General features: G+C 47.2%; 13 protein-coding genes. 9 read left to right on the top strand and 4 right to left on the bottom strand.

Annotated elements, in window-relative coordinates:
* Positions 1-312 precede the first annotated feature (312 nt).
* The 7 genes from ntdP (at position 313) to AYR61_RS13860 (ending at position 9,742) form a co-directional block, all read left to right on the top strand.
* Positions 313-861 (top strand): nucleoside tri-diphosphate phosphatase, encoded by a 549-nt coding sequence (ntdP, locus tag AYR61_RS13890; protein ID WP_054710041.1) that lies wholly within the window; start codon positions 313-315, stop codon positions 859-861.
* A 188-nt stretch (positions 862-1,049) separates the two neighbouring features.
* On the top strand, positions 1,050-2,195 hold the full coding sequence (locus tag AYR61_RS13885) for an AI-2E family transporter (protein WP_054710044.1): 1,146 nt from the start codon (positions 1,050-1,052) through the stop codon (positions 2,193-2,195).
* Positions 2,196-2,340: 145 nt separating this feature from the next.
* Complete coding sequence (gene tagD, locus AYR61_RS13880) at positions 2,341-2,742, top strand: glycerol-3-phosphate cytidylyltransferase (RefSeq protein WP_065903600.1); 402 nt, start codon at positions 2,341-2,343, stop codon at positions 2,740-2,742.
* A 77-nt stretch (positions 2,743-2,819) separates the two neighbouring features.
* Entirely contained in the window at positions 2,820-3,653 is an 834-nt protein-coding gene (locus AYR61_RS13875) for a hypothetical protein (RefSeq protein WP_054710050.1), read from the top strand.
* A gap of 12 nt (positions 3,654-3,665) precedes the next feature.
* Positions 3,666-5,690 carry a CDP-glycerol glycerophosphotransferase family protein gene (locus AYR61_RS13870; RefSeq protein WP_065903594.1) on the top strand — a complete coding sequence of 675 codons (2,025 nt, stop codon included), beginning with the start codon at positions 3,666-3,668 and terminating at the stop codon, positions 5,688-5,690.
* A 262-nt stretch (positions 5,691-5,952) separates the two neighbouring features.
* Complete coding sequence (locus AYR61_RS13865; RefSeq protein ID WP_056987330.1) at positions 5,953-7,524, top strand: peptide chain release factor 3; 1,572 nt, start codon at positions 5,953-5,955, stop codon at positions 7,522-7,524.
* 232 nt (positions 7,525-7,756) lie between these two features.
* Positions 7,757-9,742, top strand: coding sequence for an ABC transporter ATP-binding protein/permease (locus AYR61_RS13860; protein ID WP_065903591.1), 1,986 nt, complete (start codon positions 7,757-7,759; stop codon positions 9,740-9,742).
* A gap of 153 nt (positions 9,743-9,895) precedes the next feature.
* On the opposite strand, the gene AYR61_RS13855 is transcribed toward AYR61_RS13860, so the two are convergent.
* Both AYR61_RS13855 and AYR61_RS13850 read right to left on the bottom strand, forming a co-directional pair.
* The gene (locus AYR61_RS13855) at positions 9,896-11,002 is read right to left on the bottom strand and encodes an acyltransferase family protein (RefSeq protein ID WP_056987328.1); all 1,107 of its coding nucleotides are present in this window, start codon (positions 11,000-11,002) and stop codon (positions 9,896-9,898) included.
* 476 nt (positions 11,003-11,478) lie between these two features.
* A complete protein-coding gene (locus AYR61_RS13850) occupies positions 11,479-12,831 on the bottom strand; it encodes an FAD-dependent oxidoreductase (RefSeq protein WP_065903589.1) in 1,353 nt (450 codons plus the stop codon).
* 172 nt (positions 12,832-13,003) lie between these two features.
* Between AYR61_RS13850 and AYR61_RS13845 the strand changes: the two genes are divergently transcribed.
* Both AYR61_RS13845 and AYR61_RS13840 read left to right on the top strand, forming a co-directional pair.
* Positions 13,004-14,422, top strand: coding sequence for a C69 family dipeptidase (locus AYR61_RS13845; RefSeq protein WP_065903986.1), 1,419 nt, complete (start codon positions 13,004-13,006; stop codon positions 14,420-14,422).
* Positions 14,423-14,899: 477 nt separating this feature from the next.
* A complete protein-coding gene (locus AYR61_RS13840; protein WP_404814644.1) occupies positions 14,900-17,560 on the top strand; it encodes a cation-translocating P-type ATPase in 2,661 nt (886 codons plus the stop codon).
* 281 nt (positions 17,561-17,841) lie between these two features.
* Here the strand turns inward: AYR61_RS13840 and AYR61_RS13835 are convergent, their stop codons facing one another.
* Together AYR61_RS13835 and AYR61_RS13830 are read right to left on the bottom strand one after the other, a co-directional pair.
* Positions 17,842-18,954 (bottom strand): MucBP domain-containing protein, encoded by a 1,113-nt coding sequence (locus tag AYR61_RS13835; RefSeq protein ID WP_054710053.1) that lies wholly within the window; start codon positions 18,952-18,954, stop codon positions 17,842-17,844.
* Between the two features lie 460 nt (positions 18,955-19,414).
* Positions 19,415-21,676 carry an ATP-dependent Clp protease ATP-binding subunit gene (locus AYR61_RS13830; RefSeq protein ID WP_065903586.1) on the bottom strand — a complete coding sequence of 754 codons (2,262 nt, stop codon included), beginning with the start codon at positions 21,674-21,676 and terminating at the stop codon, positions 19,415-19,417.
* Positions 21,677-21,953 lie beyond the last annotated feature (277 nt).

Raw genomic sequence — 21,953 nt, 5'->3', positions numbered from 1 at the left:
TTTCTATTAGCCTCGAGATTAAACGCTTTCTTCCGCTCTCTGAACTTTGATTTTATTTTTTGCTATAGGTGCAATTTACTTGGTCTTTCTATTAGCCTTGAGACTAAACGAGCTCCCGGAAAGCAAGGAGTTGCACCTAAGGGACTATGCCCAGTAAAGCCAGGCCCGGGCTTTACTGGACATAGTCCCTTAGGCTCCACTCCTTAAACGCTTTCTTCCGCTCTCTATGCAAAGGTCCCAATCTTTGTTATAATGACAAGTGAATTTTTATTAATCATACCCGATACTTTAGGAGAAAGTAGGGTTTTAACTATGGCGCGCGAAGCTAGAGGACCTAAGGAAGGCGACTTCGTTACGATCAAAAGCTATAAGCACGACGGAAGTTTGCATCGAACTTGGCGCGATACAATGGTACTTAAAACAAGTGAAAATGCCCTCATCGGTTGCAATGACCACACGTTAGTCATTGAAGACGATGGGCGGCGGTGGGTGACTCGTGAGCCGGCAATCGTTTATTTTCATAAACACTATTGGTTTAATGTGGTAGCGATGATCCGAGATAATGGTATTTCCTATTACTGTAACCTCGCTTCACCATACGTTCTGGATAAGGAAGCATTAAAGTATATTGATTATGACTTAGACGTTAAGGTCTTTCCTGACGGCGAAAAACGGTTGCTTGACGTTGACGAGTACGAAGTGTTCAGCCGTCGCTGGCATTACTCCAAAGAGATCGATCAGATTTTAAAGGCGAACGTGCTCATTTTGGTTGATTGGATCAACAACCGAAAAGGACCATTCTCCAAAGAATACGTCGATCTCTGGTATTCACGCTATCTCGAACTTTCCCGGCGGAGCTAATGGGTTGCTTTCGAGGTCAATTTAAAATGAACCCGGCAGGATCATCGCTGTGGTTCATTTTTTTTGAATCAAAGCCCCGCTAGACAACACAACGACAAATTGTGCTGGAATCTATTAGAGACGCTGGTACGTGGGGCGTAATCACGTTATAATAAACATATTTTCAACACGAAACGAGGGAGGGGCCTATGTTTGATCAGTATCGCAGGTCCAAATTATTATTTTGGTCGTTAGAGATCCTTATTGCGGCAACGTTGATTTGGGTCTGCACGAAAATTGATTTTCTTTTTTCACCCATCGCAACATTCTTCAATACGATCTTCATGCCGATCCTATTAGCTGGGGTGCTGTTTTACCTGCTAAATCCGGTAGTTAAGCTGATTCAAAAGGTGAAGATCGGCAAGTGGCATATTAGCCGAACATGGGCAGTTGCCCTCATTTTTATTTTGTTTGCGGCGATTCTAGCTGGTGGTATTGTTTGGTTGATTCCACGACTGATTCAACAAGTTAGCACACTGGTCAATAACGTGCCGAACATCGTCAAAATTATTCAGACGGGGTTAGCTGACATTAACGATAAGCTGAGCAGCTATACTTGGCTGAAAAATGTTGACTTCAGTAAATATGGTGACCAGATTGAAAAGAACCTGGCCAGCTATGCGCAAAAATTTATGACTGGGCTGACCTCCAGCGTTGGGACGGTCGTCGGGATGGCAACGAGTGTGACAGTTGTAGCGGTCACCGTTCCAGTGATGCTGTTTTACATGTTGAAGGATGGGCATAAACTTGTTCCAAGTATTAAAAAGTTTTTGCCGGATCGTCACGCGGATCAAATCATCGACTTGCTGAACAAAATGAGTCATACGCTGTCACGCTATATCGGCGGGCAAATGATCGAGATCTTATTCGTTGGGACGTTTACCTCGATCGGGTTTAGCCTCGTTGGTGAAAAGTATGCGCTGTTGCTCGGTATTTTTGCCGGCATGTGCAATATTATTCCTTACGTGGGGCCTTACATTGGGGTCTTACCAGCAGTGATCGTTGCTATCGAAAGCGGCTTGACGCAGGTCATTCTCGTTCTCGTTGTCACGGTCATCGTGCAACAGGTGGATGGAAACTTCATCTATCCAAATGTCATTGGTCGGACGCTGAACATTCATCCGTTGACCATTATTATCATTTTGCTGGTGGCGGGTAACATCGCCGGGCTGTTCGGTATGATCCTTGGTGTGCCGCTGTATGCGGTGGTCAAAACGGTGGTTGAGTTCATCTACAACATTTTCCACCTGCAACGCGAGCAAAAGGAAAAGACGCCGGCTGATTCGGCCAAATAGCCGCCGTTTCTTAAAGGATTCCTAAGGACAGCAAACTTTCCCTGGTCAGATATTGGGTTGCATCGCAATTTATGATATTATAGTCGAGTTAGGACTCAGGGAAACAACACATTAATAGCGACTACACAGATAAGCGGGAGATTTTATGAAAAAAGTTATTACTTACGGCACTTTTGATTTATTACACAAGGGCCACGTTAGATTATTGAAGCGGGCGGCTGCGTTAGGTGACCACTTAACGGTCTGCCTTTCCTCTGATGAATTCAACGCCATTAAGGGCAAGCGCGCATACACCTCATACGAAGACCGAAAGTATATTCTGGAAGCCATTCGTTACGTGGATGAAGTGATTCCAGAAAAGAACTGGGATCAAAAAATCAAGGATGTTCAGGACAACGATATTGATTTGTTTGTGATGGGCGATGACTGGAAGGGTAAGTTCGACTTTTTGAAGGACTACTGTGAAGTGATCTACCTGCCTCGGACAGAGGGTATCTCCACCACGAAGATCAAGCAGGACCTTGGCTTGACCACTGGTGCGGACTGAAAAGAAAATAAGTAGAATGTGACGACAATATCCCCGGTTGCGACTAGGGATATTTTATTGTAAAAGCGAGGGTAATCATGAAGCAGGCAATCTTTTTAGTAACGTCATTAGCGGGTATTAAAAAATTGACGTTTAAACAAAAAATCACGATGCTGCGCAACGACGATATCCAAATCACTGTGGTGTTGGGTATGGTGCAGTTTGACGAGTATGAGGCCGCAAAACAGCTCATCCAAACGATGGTGGGTGCTGGCCGGGTGATTGTGATGTCACTGGCAGAATTAGTGCGCGATAAGCCGGGCATTGCGGTCGCTGAAAAGGATCAGTTTACGGCAGACTACCGCGACCTTGACGTGAAACGATTCAGTGCAGGAGACAACACTGATGATGTGATTCTCCGCTACGTGGCAGAGGGCGATATTGTGGCCGAGGAAGTGGTCGACGCTGATGGCCGGCTGATCACCGCGACTAAGATCAGTCAAAATCAACCGGTGGCAGCGGCCGTTTATGAAGACGACAAGCAGATCGGGCTGCTGCACTATACGGACGGTAAGCACGACGAAAGTCTGTTGCTGAACGGTGCCGGTGAGCTGGTCTATCGTTTCATTCGCCACGACCACCACGTGACCTATGATTATGAAATGCAGCGGACCTCGAAAATGGCCTTTACCAATCTGATCTCTGAAACCGACGAAAAAACGGATCAGGTCAGTTACCGGCTCAGCGAAGAGCGGCCATACTATGAGGTTGTTGATCACGTGGACTTTCACCGGTTCAACTCGATCTTTGAATTCTATGCGGAATTTATCAGTACGGAATTTGCGGACGTGCCAGCCAGTCTGTTCATCGATCTCAACGACAATCCGCATTTCGCTGCCTATCTGCAACAACTATTGATCTTTAATTACTAAGGAGTCGTTCTTGTGCGTGCAATATTATCAGGATTACATCAAAAAAAACAACAGCAGGAACTGGAATTCGAACTGATCGATGTGCCAGGATCCTTCGATAATTTACGGGTAACCTTCTTGGAAACGACCAGTCTGGCGTCCGTCACGTTGCCAGTGACACGCATCATCGACAACAATCTGGTTCGCGTACAGATCGATCCCGCAAAATTGCAGTTCAATGCCTTCGACCAGTCAGAATTCACCTGGCAGCTTTTCTTGGCCTTCGATGCCAACGAAGAACAGGTGATCCTGCAGGTCGAAAGTGAATACTTAAGCGACCGTCACCAGTTATCGCTGACGAGTCAGTTCCAATTTAATGCCGACTCTGAGGGCATGGCCACATTAAACATCCACATTCGTCAAGCCGAGGATGAATTCACGGTCAACGCAGTGAACTTGGTGGATAATACCCTGCAGATCACCGGTTATAACAAAATTAACAACCAGAAGATCACGGATCAAAAGATCATCTTGAAGTCGCGTAATTCGGATGCTAAGTTGGCTTACCCAACCAAAAAGGGCACCCTGCGTGGGCTGTTTCGCGTTGCGATTCCGCTGACTGATCTGCCGCAGGATTCCATTGAGGACCTGTCGATTTCATATAAGATGGGATCCCAGCCCATTACTCAGCGGTTGATCTTAGCGCGGTCATTGGAAGGCCAAACTGTTCAAGCTGTGTTACCTGGCAACCGGCTGGTCCTTATCGAAAAGCGGTTTAATAACGGGATCGTCATCAAGGAGTTCCCAGCACCAAGCCTTGGCAAAAAAATTGCGGCCGTCCCTGGCAAGACCCACGCTGTTGTGGACCTTGGTCGGACGGTGCAGGATAAGGTGAATTTGCGGCGGATGCGGTTCCTGTTTAAGTCAGGCCACCGGCCATACGACCAGACGACCATCGTGTTTGAATCATTTGGCGGCCGTCAAGTCAGTGACAGTCCGTACGCCATTTACCGCTTGTTCAAGGAACTCTATCCCGGCTTTAACTTTGTTTGGTCGATCGATCGGTCATTGAAGAAGTTCTGCAAGGAAAACAACATTCCGTTCGTTGTCCGCCGAACTTCGAAGTGGGTCCGAACGTTGGAAAAGGCCACTTACTGGATCAGTAACGCACGGTTCCCATCCTGGGTCAAGAAACCTAATTATGTGACGTACATTCAGACCTGGCACGGGACACCGTTGAAAAAACTGGGGCTGGACATCGAAAACGTTTCGATGCCGGGGACGACCACGGCCAAGTACCACGCTAACTTTGTGAAGGAAGCCAACCGCTGGGATGCACTGGTTTCACCAAACGACTACTCAACACGCATCTTCCGGTCAGCCTTTGGGTTCAATAACCAGATTCTTAAGGTTGGGTATCCTCGTAACGATGAATTACTGAACTCTTCTGCTGATGATATTCAACGTCTGAAGGAAGAGATGGGCATCCCGCTGGATAAGAAGGTCGTGCTTTACGCCCCAACTTACCGGGACAACCAGTTTGCTGAAAAGGGAAAGTACACCTTTGAACTGCCGTTTAGTCTGGACGACTTTAAGAAACAGTTTGGCGAGGATACGGTCCTGATCTTGCGGATGCACTATTTGATTGCGAACGCGCTGGATATTAGTGATTACACCGACTTTGTGTACGATTTTTCGAGTCACCCAAACATTTCAGACCTGTACTTGGTTTCCGATATGCTGATCACCGACTACTCCTCGGTTTTCTTCGACTATGCCTACCTCAAACGGCCGATCTTGTTCTACCCGTACGACTACCATCTGTACAAGGATGAACTGCGCGGATTCTACCTCGATTACGAAAAGGACCTGCCTGGGGACATTGCCAATAATGAATCAGAACTATTAGCTGGCATTAAAAAAGATTTGCAGCAACCCGATATGAGTCATGACGCAAGGTTTATGAAGTTCTATAAGCGCTTCTGTGCCATTGATGACGGGTTAAGTTCATTGAAGATCGTTAACTATGTTGTGCATCAGATTGAAAAGAACGGTTAATATCCTTGTTCCCTAGTGGTAGCGATTATCGTTTCGTTCCAATAGTCTGCATAGGTTACGGTTTCCACTACTGCGGAGTGCCAAATTGCAGAATGCAGCGGATTTCAACGCAATCAAAAAAAGGCTGGGAATAACTTCCCAGTCTTTCTTGCTGTTTACCCAAAGGCAATTGGCTAATGGGCGTCATTAAGTTATACTACTAGATGGACGAATTTTAAAAAATGAACGCACAACCAACTGAAAACTTGAAAGGAACAACACTATGACAACATTATCCAACGACGTTGCGACCCGGCGGACCTTCGCCATTATTTCTCACCCTGATGCCGGGAAAACAACGATTACGGAACAACTGTTGCTGTTTGGCGGAATCGTGCGTCAGGCGGGGACAGTTAAAGCCCGTAAAAGTGGCAACTTTGCCAAGTCAGACTGGATGGAGATCGAACAAAAACGTGGGATCTCCGTTACCAGTTCAGTGATGCAGTTTGATTACGAAGGCAAACGCATCAATATCTTGGATACACCAGGACACGAAGATTTCTCTGAAGATACGTACCGGACATTGATGGCAGTGGACTCTGCTGTCATGGTCATTGACTCCGCAAAGGGGATCGAACCGCAAACTAAGAAACTGTTCCAAATTTGTAAGATGCGGGGAATCCCGATCTTTACCTTCATGAATAAGCTGGACCGTGATGGCCGCGACCCACTTGATCTGATTGCCGAATTGGAAGACGTTCTGGGAATCGAAGGGTATCCAATGAACTGGCCAATTGGTATGGGGAAAGAATTAAAGGGCCTGTACGACCGTTACCACAACCGAGTGGCTATGTTCCGTCCAGATTCCGAGGAGACCGCCTACGTGCCATTAGACGACAATGGCGACATTCCTGCTGACAACCCGCTCCATGATGACTCGTGGTACGAAGATGCCCGGGACAACATGGAACTGATCGAAGACGCTGGTAATTCGTTTGACATGGACAAGATTGCAAAGGGGGACCAAACCCCCGTGTTCTTTGGGTCAGCGCTGGCTAATTTTGGGGTCAAGACATTCCTTGAGACTTACCTGCAATTTGCACCGCAGCCTGAAGAACATAAAACAACGGATGGTGAAGAAATCGATCCAACGGATGATAACTTCTCTGGGTTTGTTTTTAAGATTCAGGCCAACATGGATCCGAAGCACCGGGATCGGATCGCCTTTGTCCGAATTTGTTCTGGCCGGTTCAATCACGGCATGGACGTTACGTTAGGTCGGACTGGGAAAACGATGCGACTCTCAAATGTGACCCAGTTTATGGCTGATACGCGTGAAAACGTCGATACTGCTGTGGCCGGGGATATCATCGGGTTGTACGATACTGGGAATTACCAAATTGGCGATACGATCTATACCGGTAAGAAGAAACTGCAGTTTGAAAAATTACCGCAGTTTACGCCAGAATTATTTGTGCGGGTCACAGCTAAAAACGTCATGAAGCAAAAGTCCTTCCACAAAGGGATTAACCAACTGGTACAGGAAGGTGCCATTCAGCTCTATACCTCGTATACCACTGGGGATTACATCCTTGGGGCGGTTGGTCAACTGCAGTTTGAAGTCTTCCAGTTCCGGATGAAAAACGAGTATAACTCGGACGTCATTATGGAACCGATGGGCCACAAGACTGCTCGGTGGATCGATCCGGAACAGTTGGATGAACGGATGTCTTCCAGCCGAAACCTGCTGGTCAAGGATCTGGCCGGTGAGCCGTTGTTCCTGTTTGAAAACGACTTTGCGGAACGCTGGTTTAAGGATAAGTATCCAGATGTGACGCTGACGGCAAAATTATAGACAACAGATAACCACTTGGGCCATCAATTGGACGGCCTAGGTGGTTTTTTTGACAACTTAGTTAGTTTATATTGACAATGACTAACTAAATAAGTACACTGGTTTTTGTTAGTTAGCGGGATCTTGACACTAACTTAGACTGAACGTGACAGCTGGAAGACGGCTTGACAGCCCTAAGACACTCCGGTATATTGGGCCACGGTACAAATAATCGAAATGAGGCAAGTGGGTAATGGCATTCTTGGAATTACACGACATTCATAAGTCGTACTATCTTGGAAAAGAAGAATTCCCGGTGTTAAAGGGGATCGACCTAGACTTTGAACTAGGTGAGTTTGTATCAATTTTAGGGGAATCTGGTGGTGGGAAGTCTACCTTGATGAACATTATCGGTGGCTTGGACCGGAACTTTGACGGCTCGGTCACGATTCAGGGCCAGACACTCGACCACACAAAAGAAAAACAAATGGATAATTACCGGCGCGGCACGATTGGGTACATTTACCAGTCGTACAACCTAATCAGCCATTTAAGCGTGCTGGACAACGTTTTAGTCTCTTTGGACATGACTGACTTAAACAGCAGCCAACGTAAACAACGGGCCGTTGAATTGCTGAATAAGGTGGGTCTGAGTGATCAGATCAAAAAACATCCTAACCAGCTTTCCGGTGGGCAAAAACAACGAGTTGCGATTGCCCGGGCGTTGGCTTCCGACCCAAAAATAATTATTGCTGATGAACCAACGGGGGCGCTGGATTCAAAGAACACCGCTGAAGTTTTGAGCCTGTTGACTGAGATTGCTCAGGAGGGCAAGCTGGTCATTGCGGTGACCCACTCTCAGGATGTGGCCAACCATGGGACGCGAATCGTTCACCTTGCTGACGGTCAGATCGATGGTGATGACCGCTTGAAGGATGCGTACCCACTTGGTGAAGACAAGCATTTGATGCATCCTAAGGTCTTGTCGAGTACGGCCAGCTATCGCAACGCGTTCAAGCACTTTAGTTTTAACTTCTGGCGAAACTCATTGATTATGCTTGGGACAGCAATCGGGTTATTTGCCGTTCTGCTGTTTAGCGGGTTAGGTAACGGGATCAATGCGTTTATCCAAAATCAGATCAATTCGATGGTCAACCCCAACTCGGTCACGGTGATGAAAAACCCGACTGGCAAAAAATTGAGTACCAGCCAGTTCGAATCAGAAATGGGGAACTTCCAGAGCGACCCCACGAAGATGATGATCGATTCGTCACTTATGACCAAGCTGGACAACTTAAAGCACGTTGACAAGGTTGAACCGGGTTATCAAATGAGCAACTATTCGTTAAACTACGGTAAACAATCAAAGACGGGTTCTGGTTTCCAAACTTGGACCAAGGCCTATACCAGCAACACGATCAAGTCAGGTCACGCGCCAAAGAACAACCAGATTGTTCTAGATAAGACTCAGGCCGTTGCCTTTATGGGGCAAAAGAATTACAAGAAGATCCTGGGTAAAACGGTGACGCTAAACTTAACTTGGGTCAACGACCAAAAGCAGCCGGTTCAGGTGAAGGCAAAGCTTAAAGTTGTCGGGATTGCAAATGGCGGCCAGGCTGGGGCTATTACGGGTACCAACTACAGCACCATGCACAAGTTGCTGAAGGACGCCAAGGCTTTCACAAAGCCAAACTTTGTCTCCGTTAACGCCAGCAGCATGAACGACGTTAAGACGGTTGCTAATGAGGTTAAGGACATTAAGGGCAGCAACGGCAAGTATGCGTTTGGCGCGATTACCGTTGGTGACATCCTTGATACGGTGAACCAGTATGTTAAGATCGCCTCGATTGTCTTATCATCGATTGCCGGTATTTCACTGATCGTTTCAGCACTGATGATCATCGTGACGATGTACATGTCAGTTTCTGAACGGACTAAGGAAATCGGGATTCTCCGAGCACTTGGTGAACGACGGAAGGATATTCGACGGCTATTTACAGCTGAATCCCTGATCATTGGGGTATTCTCAGCCGTTCTGGCGCTGGTTTTAGCTTACCTGGGCAGTATTGGGCTCAATCACGTGCTGTATGGCATCGTGAAGTTTAATATGGTCCAGCTGACATTGGGCAATGTGATCACGACGTTTGTGATTGCCATCGTGATCTCGTTTATTGCGGCCCTCATGCCAGCAAGACGGGCATCACGATTGAATCCGATCGATGCGTTGTCAGCTGATTAAGTTTAACTAAAAAAGGCGCGGACGTGATTTGTTCGGGCCTTTTTTAGTGGTATCGGGTGGGTTAGCCGACTGCGTTATATCAGGTTGACTGTTACCGCCACTTCTAGAAATAAAAACAGCATCCCCAAATTGGAGGTGCTGTTTTTTAATTTATTATTTTTTAGTTGCGCCCGTTTCTGAAACAGGTGCAGGTTTTCGTTTAAAATGAATCTGTGGTCGCCCAATCAAGACGCCAAATGGTGGGACCTTGTAGCAGAACCATGAAATTAAGAAGGCACCGCCGGCCACAAAAGCATACCCGATCGGCAGGCAGAGGACCAGCAACCAAGCTGGCATGTGGATGTGATTCATGATCAGCGTTAAGAAGGTCAAGGGAATCATTTGAACAAGGTAGATCCCGAAGGAAACCTTCGCACCATTATGAATCCAACGGTCGACCCAGGGCCACAGACCGTGTTGACGCGCATAGGCGTAGCGCCGTCCAACCCAGAAGACGAAGATGATCATCACCGTGTCATACACCAACATGTAGGGTTGGTGAACCGACATTGTTGCCGCCATTGAGAGTTTTAGGATGTGGATATTGCACCAGTATAGCGCAACGGTTCCAAGTGCCAGAACGGCGGTGAAGAACCCAATGGCTTTTGCATGATCGCCAATGAACTTATCCACTTCTTTATAGTGAATGGAAACAAATGCCCCAAACAGGAAGTAGAATTGGTAAACCAGAACGTTTTCGCCATAGTTTTTAAACAGGAACCACCAGTGACTGGTATCAACGTGTGGCAACCAGTACTTGATGCCGATCATCAAAAAAATCTGAATAATGAAACTGACGACCATGATGCCAGCGTGGGAATTTGGCATTTTTTTGAACAGCATCACAAGCAGTGGGAACAGGACGTACAACTGAAGGGTGACCAAAATGTAGTACATGTAGAACTGATCCCCATGAATGATGGCGTCCCAGGCAAGGTAGGGAATGCCGGAACTGGAAAAACGTTTCTTCCAGAATGTGACCCAGTGAGGCTCACGGTTATAGTAGTTCAGCGTGAGCACTAGTCCAGACATGAACATGAATCCCATTCGGGTAAAATGCAGGATGAGGTGGGTTGCCTCAAGAAAAGTTTGACTGTTTGACGTGTTGACAATGTGCGCCATGTAGACAGTCGTTGTGTGGTTCAGTAACACCCCAAAAATAAAGATGACCCGCATCAGGTCAACTTCGTAAAGATAGGGCCGCTTGGTTTTGGTAGCCAAGCCATCACCTCCTAAATTAATGTCCCTAAACACAGGGTTATTTCTTTTTCCTATCAAGGTATGAGTGCAATAGTCTATGATGTGACTGGTAGCTTAAGGGAAGCTTAAAAGAGTGTGAAGCAAGGCGGTTAGCTTCTGCAGGAGCCCTCTGCCTTGCTGAACACGCTTCGGCAATGTAACAGCGATGCACATCGCCAAAAAACAACTCTAGCAGAGATACCTGGCATTTTTACCACAGCCAGCGCACAAAGACATTCACTAAAAAGCTGGCATAGCGCCCTAAATAAAAAGCACTTCCTAGAAACTAACAATCAGTCTAGAAAATGTTACCACAAAATCGCCTCACAATGATACACAATAGCAAAATTGAATCAACACCGACAATGTGAAAGGATTTGACTATCACCATAGCAGCATAAAAAAACGCCACCCAGAGCGGGTGACGTTTTTAATCGATCATTAAAGTTTAAAGGCGATTATTTAACAGTTTCTTTGGCGACCTTTGCCTGGGCAGCTTGAGCCAGAATATTCAAGTAGTTGAATGGCCGGTCAAAGTTTGGTTGGAACAGCATGTCGACCATCGCAAGGTCATCAATGGTGTTCTTGTTTTGGATGCAAACGGACAACAAGTTTGCTGATTGTGAGATGTCGTACTTACTCATTAAAGCACCGCCAAGAATTTCTTTGGTGTCTGGGTTAAAGACGAGAGACATCAAGACGGGCAGGGTAGTCGGCATGAATTCAGGCCGGTAGTTGTCTTCAACAATGACCTGTTCAGCGTTGATTCCCTGAGCTTTAGCTGCATCGTAGGTAAGACCGGTTGAACAAATTGATGTCCCATAGAGGGCTAAACCAGATGAAGATTGGGTCCCCATGTAACGGGTGGTTGGTTTGACGAGGTTCTTACCCACTAAGATACCTTGACGAACGGCGTTGGTTGCCAATGGAATGTAGGCATTTTTGCCCGTTGGGTTATAGTGAACTGCTGCACTATCACCGGCAGCAAAAATGTCTGGGTCAGAAGATTGCATGTAGTCGTTGGTGATGATGGCACCGTTATCTGCCATGTCAACTTTACCCTTGAGCAGGTCGGTATTTGGCTTGAACCCGATGCATAAAATGGCAAGGTCAGCTTCAATTGTTTCTTTGTCGGTCGTAATCGTGACACCAGTGGCGGTCGTGTCGAATGAGGCTACTTTTTGACTAAGTGCCAACTTAACACCGTGGTCAACGTAGTCCTGTTCGATCTTATCAGTGAAGGCTTGGTCATAATACTTAGGCATCACCCGGTCTTGAGCGTCAATGAGCGTGACATCGTGACCCTTCAATGAGTAGGCTTCAGCTAATTCAGCGCCAATATAGCCGGCACCGATAACTGCGATGCGCTTTGAAGAGGCTGCTTTTTCAAACAGGGCTTGAGCATGTGCCCAGTTTTTGCAGAGCAAGACTTTATCAGAATCAATTCCCGGAATAGGCGGGATAACGGGCCATGAACCAGTCGTCATAACAAGCTTGTCGTAGGCTTCTGTGGTAGTTTCGTGCGTGTCCAAATCTTCCACAGTGATCGTGTGTGCTTGATTATCGATGTTTGTGACATCGTGACGCATCTTAATGGTGGCACCAAGTTTTGATAACGCATCTGGACTTGAGTAGAACAGGCCCTGAGGATCCTTGACTTGGCCCCCGAGATAAAGTGCGATCCCGCAAGACAAGAATGAGATGACATCGTTTCGTTCATAGACGGTGACCTGAGCATCCGGGTTTTCCGCCAAAATTTGTTGGGTCGCAAAGGTCCCAGCATGGGTACAACCAATAACAACGACTTTCATATTCAACTGCCTCCTATGTGCATCTTGCACAAATAAAATTGTTCACAATCATATTTTACACAATTAAAATTAATTGTCAACGTTTTCACAAGTAAATTGTCATTGTTCTTTCAGTTGTTATTTTCATGAGAGGGGTATAATGTTAGGCAAACGAGCAAAGGGAGATTTTGAAATGAAAGAATCAGCTTGTACGTCAGTGTTAGTCGGAAAGGCAGCTTCAATCGACGGATCCGTCATGATTGCCAGAAACGATGACACGTTTTTACCATTAACACCACAGCGTTTTGAAATGATGCCGGCAGTTAAGGGCCGGCATGAGACGCTTGTGTCAAACCAAAACGGGTTTACTGCGCCACTTCCAGAAGCCGGGATGCGTTACCAGCAGACGCCTAATGCGGATGTTGATAAGGAGGGAATTTACGCCGAAAGCGGCTTTAATGAACGAAACGTGGCGATGAGTGCTACCGAAAGTGTTTACGGCAATCCGAAGACGCTCGCCTATGACCCTTGGATCGAAAACGGCCTTGCTGAGGATAGTTTACAGACCATGGTCTTACCCTTTATCACCAGTGCCCGTAACGGGGTCGAATACCTCGGTAATTTGATCAAACAATACGGATCACCTGAAGGTAATGGTGTTTTGTTTGCAGATAACAATGAAGCTTGGTACATGGAAATCGTAACTGGCCACCAGTGGGTTGCCCAACGGATTCCGGATGATGCGTACGTCATCACCGCCAACCAGGTTGCCATTCAAACTGTTGACTTTGATGATCCTGATAACTTTATGTGGGCTGAAGGGATTCAAAAATTTGTGAGTGACCATGGCTTGAACCCAGATCTTTCCGGCTGGAATTTCCGTCATATTTTTGGGACGAGCAATGAAAAAGACCGTCACTATAACACGCCGCGGGTATGGTTTGGTCAACGGTACCTCAATCCAGAACACAAGCAGGAACCAACATCATCAGAGTTGCCGTTTATCTGTCATGCGTCACGTAAAATTAGCGTGGAAGATGTGGAATATATTTTGAGTTCCCACTATAACGAAACCGACTACGATCCATTGGGTCGCGGACCAGAAGATTTGAAAACAAAATTCCGGCCAATTTCAATGAACCGGACGCAGAATTCACACGTGCTCCAATTACGGAACAATGTGCCCGCGGAACAATCGGCCATCATGTGGTTGTGCTTCGGGGTGCCAGCTTTTAGTCCTTACGTGCCATTCTTTGCGAACGCAACGGATACGGATCCATCATACTCAACTACACCGCTTCATGCCGATGCGGACAGTGCCTACTGGATGTACCGTAAGTTATCAGTGTTAGTTGAATCGCACTATGCAGAATTCATCCAATCGGATACGGACTTCTTAACTGCGGTTAAGCAGGCATTTCAGACGCATATCGCAGAAACGGACGCAGCGGCAGCAAACTTGTCGGGAGATGCGTTAACTGATTACCTGACAAAACAAAACTACGCAGTGGTCGCTGAGATGAAGGCAAAGACCACTCAGTTTATGAATGAGTTGTTTGAAGAGGGGTTGGGGCTTTCGAAGTTGACGTTTAATATGGATGTCAATTTGTAGAGTGTGAAGCAAGGCGGTTAAGGGGCGGTGTGTAATGGACTCTGACCGAAAAGTCCGGACCTGACTTTTTGGTCAGAGTCCATTACACGTTAGTCCCGTGCCTTGCTGAACACGTTTCGGCAATGTGAAATAGAAAGTCAGAAACAAGAACCACTCGATATCAGCAAAACGGTATTTTTGCCAAAGTTAGCTTATGCAGGAGTACCTTGCTGAACACATTTCGACAACGTACAAAAAAATAAAACCAAAAAAGCCTGATGAAGCCAATCCCTTCATCAGGTTTTTTAGCATCTGCCTTGACATCCTAAAATCTTCACACAAAATTCATAGAAAAATATTATTTAAATCATAAGATATTAATTAAAATCTATTGTCTATCGCCAACAATTTCGATAAACTATAAGAGAAGACTAGGACAACTTTCAGCTCCTAAATCCAGCTGTTGATCCGATTCCCCGCAGCAAATTCAAGAAAGGACTGCTCGCGATGACAATTCATAATGCAGAACTGACGCACGCACAATTAGCTAAAAAACTCGAAACGGACCTGTCGCAGGGACTCACGACCGCTCAGGTGACCGAACGGCAACATGAAGGGCGCAACGTTTTACAGGAGGAGAAGCCACCGACCGTTTTTCAAAAGGTCTGGCGGCATCTGTCCGACGTTGCCTCCCTGGTACTGTTGTTTGCCGTTTTGCTGTCGACGTATTTAGCGCTGACAGCTGACGGTGGATGGACGAAAACTATCGTGATCGGCAGTATCTTGATCATTAACGTCGCCATCGGAATGTATCAGGAACACAGTGCTGAAAAATCGTTGGCGGCGTTAAAAAAATTGAATGTACACGAGGTGACTGTGATCCGTGATGGGGACTCTCAGGTGGTGGACGCGGCTGATTTGGTTCCGGGTGACATTGTGTTGCTGACTGGCGGTAATCAGATTCCAGCGGATGGGCGATTGATTGCTGCGACTGATCTGAGAATCGACGAAGCCATCTTAACGGGCGAAAGCGAACCCGTTAAGAAAACGGCTGAGGCAGTGCCAGAAGCTGAGGAACTCGGTGACCGGATCAATGAAGTGTTTTCGGGAACCGGGGTCGCACAGGGGACTGGAACAATGGTCGTGACCGCAACGGGGATGGCCACTGAGCTTGGGGCTATTGCTGGGATGTTAAACCGTACGAAGGCGCGGATGACACCGTTGCAGAAACGGTTAAATCAGTTATCAGCGCGACTGACGGCGGTGGCGCTAGTGGGTGGTGTGATCATCTTTGCGCTTGGTATCTTCTACCAGGGCGAGCCGCTGACGGATGCGCTCATGATTGGCGTATCGTTGGCCGTTGCAGCCGTGCCAGAAACGCTGCCAATCATTGTCACCATTAGTTTGTCACACGGTGTGAACGTCATGGCGAAACAACATGCCATCATGAGGCGAGTTGATGCGGTAGAAACGATTGGTGGCGTGAACGTCATTGCTTCAGATAAAACCGGCACCTTGACGCAAAATAAAATGACCGTCACGCGGTTTTGGCCGGCTGGGGCAAATGCCTCAGTGAGTGTGGCAAAGATGCACGTGAATGATGAATCACTCAAACTCATGCGTTTAATGGGATTAGCAACCAATGCCACACGCCAGACCGTCAACGGCGAACTGGTCGAGGTGGGGGATTCAACTGAGTTAGCAATTGTTCGCTGGCTGGCAAAATTTGATCATAGTCGCTCCGAATTAGAACGAGACTATCCGCGGTTGGCGGAAGACCCGTTTAATTCGACCAAAAAGACAATGGCGACGTTGCATGACACCCCGGACGGCCGTTACCTTTTGATCGTCAAAGGCGCAGTTGACCATTTGCCATTACAACAGACGGCAGCAGAGCAACGCGAGATGATGCGGGTTCATGATACGTTTGCGCACGAAGCACTGCGGGTGTTAGCAGTCGGTTACCGCTACTTCGAGGAACGCCCAACGGCGCCGATTGAAAACTTGCAGACCGACCTGACATTTGCGGGGCTGATCGGCATGATCGATCCGCCGCGCGAGACGGCTATTGCGGCCGTTCAGCAAGCTGCCGATGCAGGTATCAGAACGGTCATGATCACTGGTGACCACTTAGAAACGGCGAAGGCAATTGCCACTCAAATCGGTATTTTGCACGTGACGGATGATGTCATCACTGGTGCTGACCTTCGGCAATTGACGGATACTGAACTGACGGCAAGAATTGACCGCATCAGCGTTTATGCGCGGGTGTCGCCAGAGGACAAGATTCGCATCGTGACTGCTTGGCAAAACAAGGGGGCAACGGTGGCAATGACTGGCGATGGGGTCAACGATGCCCCGGCTTTAAAGGCAGCTGATGTCGGTATCGCGATGGGCATTACGGGAACCGAAGTCTCCAAGAATGCGAGTGACATGATTTTAACGGATGATAATTTTGAAACGATCGTCGCTGCCGTCTCGACGGGGCGGGCGGTTTATCAAAACATTCTTAAAGCCGTTGAATTCCTGATTGGTGTGAACTTCGCGCAGATTTTCCTGATGATCTTCGCGGTAACCGTTGGCTGGGGTGCGCCGCTGATTGCCGAACAATTGCTGATCATTAACGTGTTAGCGGATGGGATTCCAGGCTTCTATCTGAGTCGAGAACCAGCTGAGCCGTCTAATATGAAACAATCGCCAATTGGCAGGTCAGTCAGTATATTTGCGGACGGACTTGGACAGCGTGTCGCCCTGAGAGCAACCACGTTTGTCCTGTTGACGCTCGGCATTTATGCGCTTGGCCGGTTTGGGTTATCAGCTAATGATCCGTTAATGGGCACGACAATGCTGTTCATGATTTTAGCCATCGGGTCAATGATTGATATTTACCCAATCAAGCGGCGGTCGCCACTGACATGGGCAAGTATTAAGGCAAATCGTGAGATCAATATTGGTGTCTGTTTAGCCGCTGTAATTGTGTTTGCAATTGCGTTGGTACCTGGTCTGCAACACGTGTTTGAACTCACTGCAATGCCGGTATTGAACTGGATGATCGTGCTTGTAGCGGTGTTTGTGCCTAGTGTGATCTTGGAAATCAATAAGCGCGTTCAGCGTAAGCGTCGGCCTGAGGAAATTCAGGTGGAAGATGTAGTGGATTGATGGGATGAAAAAAGCAACCTCGGAGTGTCGGGGTTGCTTTTTTCGTGATTGCTTTTTCTGTTATATGTTTGAGAGGCTTTTCAAGGTATTGGGAAAGCGTCTGGTTTGAGGTGTTTTTCTCACGATTAGTTCTTGCGGCTGGTTTTCTATGTTATATTGCCGAAACGTGTTCAGCAAGGCTGAGGGCTACTGCGTAAGCAACTCTGGTTAAAAAAGTCAGACCCGGACTTTTCTGACCAGAGTTACTTACGCTCCGCCCTCAAACCGCCTTGCTTCACACTCTACACCATTTGCACATTCATCAACCTCACATACTGGGCTTGAATCACTTCCTTATGATCCAACTCATACCATGGAATCTTAGCATCATCAACAAGTTTACCCGTCACCATGACCAAGGTGCCGTCTGGAATGTGACCCATGATTTGCCCGTTTGGTGCATTGAAAATGTTGACTGAATGGTCGGCTATAAAGTCGATCTGGCCAGATTTATTCATTGGGTCAAATTTTGGTTGCTCCAACGCTGTTTCACTTTCTAAGGCTGATGCTGCGGGCCGGTCGGTGACGACGATCTTATCGTTAATGATCCACTGCGGCCCGCCGAGGTTGTACCAAGTTTGGCCATCAGATAGAGTTACCTTGATAAAGGCCCGCCAAACGGAATGGTCCGGGAAGTCGTACGGTTGAATTTGGCCATTTGGGGCATCGTAAACGACCGTTGTTTGATTGAGTTCCAGATAGTAATTGATGCGTTGAACAGACTGCCACGTATTTCGTCGTAACATGACAATGATCATTTGCGGTTCAGTCGTAAAGTGGCCATTGAGCGGGCGACTGGCCTTGATCAAATGATAGTCCTCAATATCAGGCTGTTTAAGCGCAAATGGGGCGTTAATTTGGCCAGTAATGACGTGGGGTGTTTGGAGCAGTTGGCCAGTGTCATAGTCGACTGGGTATAGCACAACTGGGTGTCCCAATTTCTGCATAAACTGCAGGGTCATGATGTGGTAGGGACTCGTATAGCTGGTTAGAAACCCCTTGATATTAATTAAAATCTTATCTTCAAAGTTTTTAAATTGGAGGTGGATCGGATCGCCGATGTGACCGTTCAACCATTCCGGATCAGCTAATGAACGGCCATCTTCGCCGAGATATAATACAACGAGCACAGCATCCGTGGTAGTGCTTGGCACACTAGCCTGAGCGGGTTGCTGATGCTGGGGTTCTGAGACGGTTTGATCTGGTTCGGGCTTCGGTGTTACCGTAATCTTTTTTGATTCACCACGGGGTGCAATGTGGCTGGCCTGATGCTGGCTTCGAGGCGCGGCAGCATGCCGCGGCGTGGGCGCATTTTGCCCAGATAACCAGTGCCATAATCGATCTAAAATTGCCATGCAACCCCTCCTCCGTGCTTTACTAATAGTATACCGCATACGTTGAGGGAATTTGTAGGTAAAAGGGAAATTTAGGAAAGAGCGCGGAGCAAGGCGGTTAGAAGGCGGAGTGTAAGTAACTCTGGTCAGAAAAGTCCGGGTCTGACTTTTTTGACCAGAGTTGCTTACACAGGAGCCTTCTGCCTTGCGGAGCGCGTTTCAGCAAGGTTGCCAAGAAAGAACCAACCAACATAAATCAAAACCACCAACCCCAAAAAGAGGTGCATTGTAAAACCCGCACCCAATAACCAAAATACAATTTGCGCCAAAATTCTCAAAAAGGGTCAGTGAAAGCAAGCCACCTAACAAGAGCTTACCCAAACTGAGCTTAGTTTCTCAGTCACAACCAACACCCTCAAACTCAGCAAACCAAAAAAAGTCTCGCAACAACACACCGTTGTCGCGAGACTTTCAAACATCACTATTTTGTTTCAGGTTTCTCTTCGGTACTTGCAGTGGCGGTATCGCCAGCTTCAGCACCTAACGTAATCTTGTCATGGTTCAATGTTGCAATCAGGTTCTTGATATCACTGTGGTCGAGGTAGTAGTCCGCAATGCGGTCTTCGATCTGTTCTTGAATCACTCGACGTAATGGTCGAGCACCCATGGCCGGATCGTAACCTAAGTCAACTAACTTATTCTCAACGGGTTCAGTAACGTGAACGTGGAGGCCTTGAACAGCCAACATACTGTTAACGTCATCGATCATCAGGTCAACGATCTTCATTAAGTTTTCCTTAGTGAGGGCGTTGAATTCAACGATGTCGTCGAACCGGTTCAAGAATTCTGGCTTGAAGTAGTTGGTTAATTTGTCCAAAACAGAGTGGGTCTTACCACTTGCTTCGGCACCAAAACCAACACTGGCTTCAACATCACCAGTTCCTGCATTTGAGGTCATAATGATGATGGTATCCTTAAACGATACAGTGCGACCCTGTGAATCAGTCAAGCGCCCATCGTCCAAGATCTGAAGGAACATGTGCATCACGTCTGGGTGTGCTTTTTCGACTTCGTCCAGCAAAATGATACTGTATGGATTCCGACGAACCTGTTCCGTCAGTTGACCAGCTTCTTCATAGCCAACGTAGCCAGGAGGCGAACCAATCAATTTAGACACTGAATGCGGCTCCATGTACTCAGACATGTCAAACCGGATCATGGCGTCCTTTGACCCAAAGAGTTCACGCGCCAGTTGTTTTGCAAGTTCCGTTTTCCCAACACCGGTTGGGCCAACGAATAGGAATGACCCGATTGGCCGACCAGTGCCGTTTAAACCGATTCGGTTACGACGGATTGCCCGCGTCACTTTATCAACGGCCTCATCTTGGCCGATCACGTGCTTCTTCAGTGATGGGCCAAGGTCTTGCAACTGCGTCTGTTCCTTGTTTGCTAACTCGCCAACAGGGATACCAGTCTTTTCCTCAACGATCTTTTGCATGTCTTCTTCAGTGACTTCAGGTGTTTCGTCAGGGGAGGCAGAGGCACTATCCTTTGTCTTTTCTAACTTATTCACCTGATCACGGTAGTAGGCTGCTTTTTCGTAATCTTCCTGCTTCAACGCCGCTTGTTTTTGGCCTTCCGCAGTATCGATCTTTTCTTGGATCGTCTTAGGGTCGGCAACGTTGATCGTCAGGTTCTTCTTTGAGCCTGATTCATCGAGTAAGTCGATTGCCTTGTCTGGTAAGAACCGGTCTTGAATGTAACGATCGGACAACTTGACGGTGGCTTCAATGGCACCATCAGAGTACTTAACGTGGTGATAGTCTTCGTACTTCTTTTGAATCCCTTTGAGGATCTCAATGGCTTCTTCAAGTGATGGTTCGTTGACCGTTACGGGTTGGAGCCGTCTTGCCAGCGCCTGATCCTTTTCGATGTCACGGTATTCATTGAGGGTAGTGGCCCCAACAAGTTGGAACTCACCACGGGCAAGGGCTGGTTTCAAAACGTTACCAGCATCCATGCCGCCTTCAGCGTTACCGGCACCCACAATTTCGTGGATTTCATCAATAAACAGGATCACGTTTGGATCTTGTTGCACTTCTTGCATCAACTGTTGCATCCGTTGTTCAAACTGACCACGAATACCAGTCCCTTGAACAAGTGAAACAACGTCTAACCGAATAATCTTCTTATTTAATAGTTTTTGGGGAACGTCACCAGCGACGATCTTGAGTGCCAGTCCTTCGACCACGGCCGTTTTACCGACCCCGGCTTCACCAATCAGAACAGGGTTGTTCTTGGTGCGTCGGTTGAGGATCTCAGTGACCCGAGCAATTTCTTTATCACGCCCAATAACGGGGTCGATTTTGCCCTGACTTGCCAGTTCAGTAAGGTCTAACCCATATTGGCCTAATAGACCACCTTGTTGGTTATTACGACCTTGGCCGTTACCACCGGTTGGGCCTTGCGGCTGAGTAGGTGGCACTTGCTGTTGAAACCCTTGCTGACCGTTGTTTGGGGTACCACCGTCCTGCATTGCGCGGAAGATGTCGTCTAAGTTACCGAACCCAAATGGATCTTGTGCCATTTGCGTACCTCCGTTTCCGGAATTTGGATTTTTTGGCTGCTGATCTTTCAGGAGCTGATAACAGTTCTGACAGAGATCAACTTGCTGCCGTTGGCCATTAACGTTTAAGTACAAATGAATTGTGGCTTCGCGTTGATGGCAATTTTGACAGAGCATATATTGACTCCCTTCTATATAAAGTAGTCAAGCCAATTGGCCAAACAATGCGAGACTGTTTGACCAATACTGACCATTGATTTAATTATACCCTAACTTGACCTTGAAGCAAGCAGTTTGCTTCAAAAATTAGCACTCTTTGATTCCAGTGCTAATCACACTGTAAGTTGTATAACATTTAGGCTTTAGATGCAAGTCATGTGCTTTAACGCGACTGATAATAGATGGTGACGGTTTTTGTTAGCGACGATTGCCACCAGATTGAACCATTACGTCA

Origin of the sequence: Secundilactobacillus paracollinoides, assembly GCF_001702155.1 — a bacterium.
Classification (GTDB): Bacteria; Bacillota; Bacilli; order Lactobacillales; family Lactobacillaceae; genus Secundilactobacillus; species Secundilactobacillus paracollinoides.
This window is presented reverse-complemented; position numbering and strand designations above follow the sequence as displayed.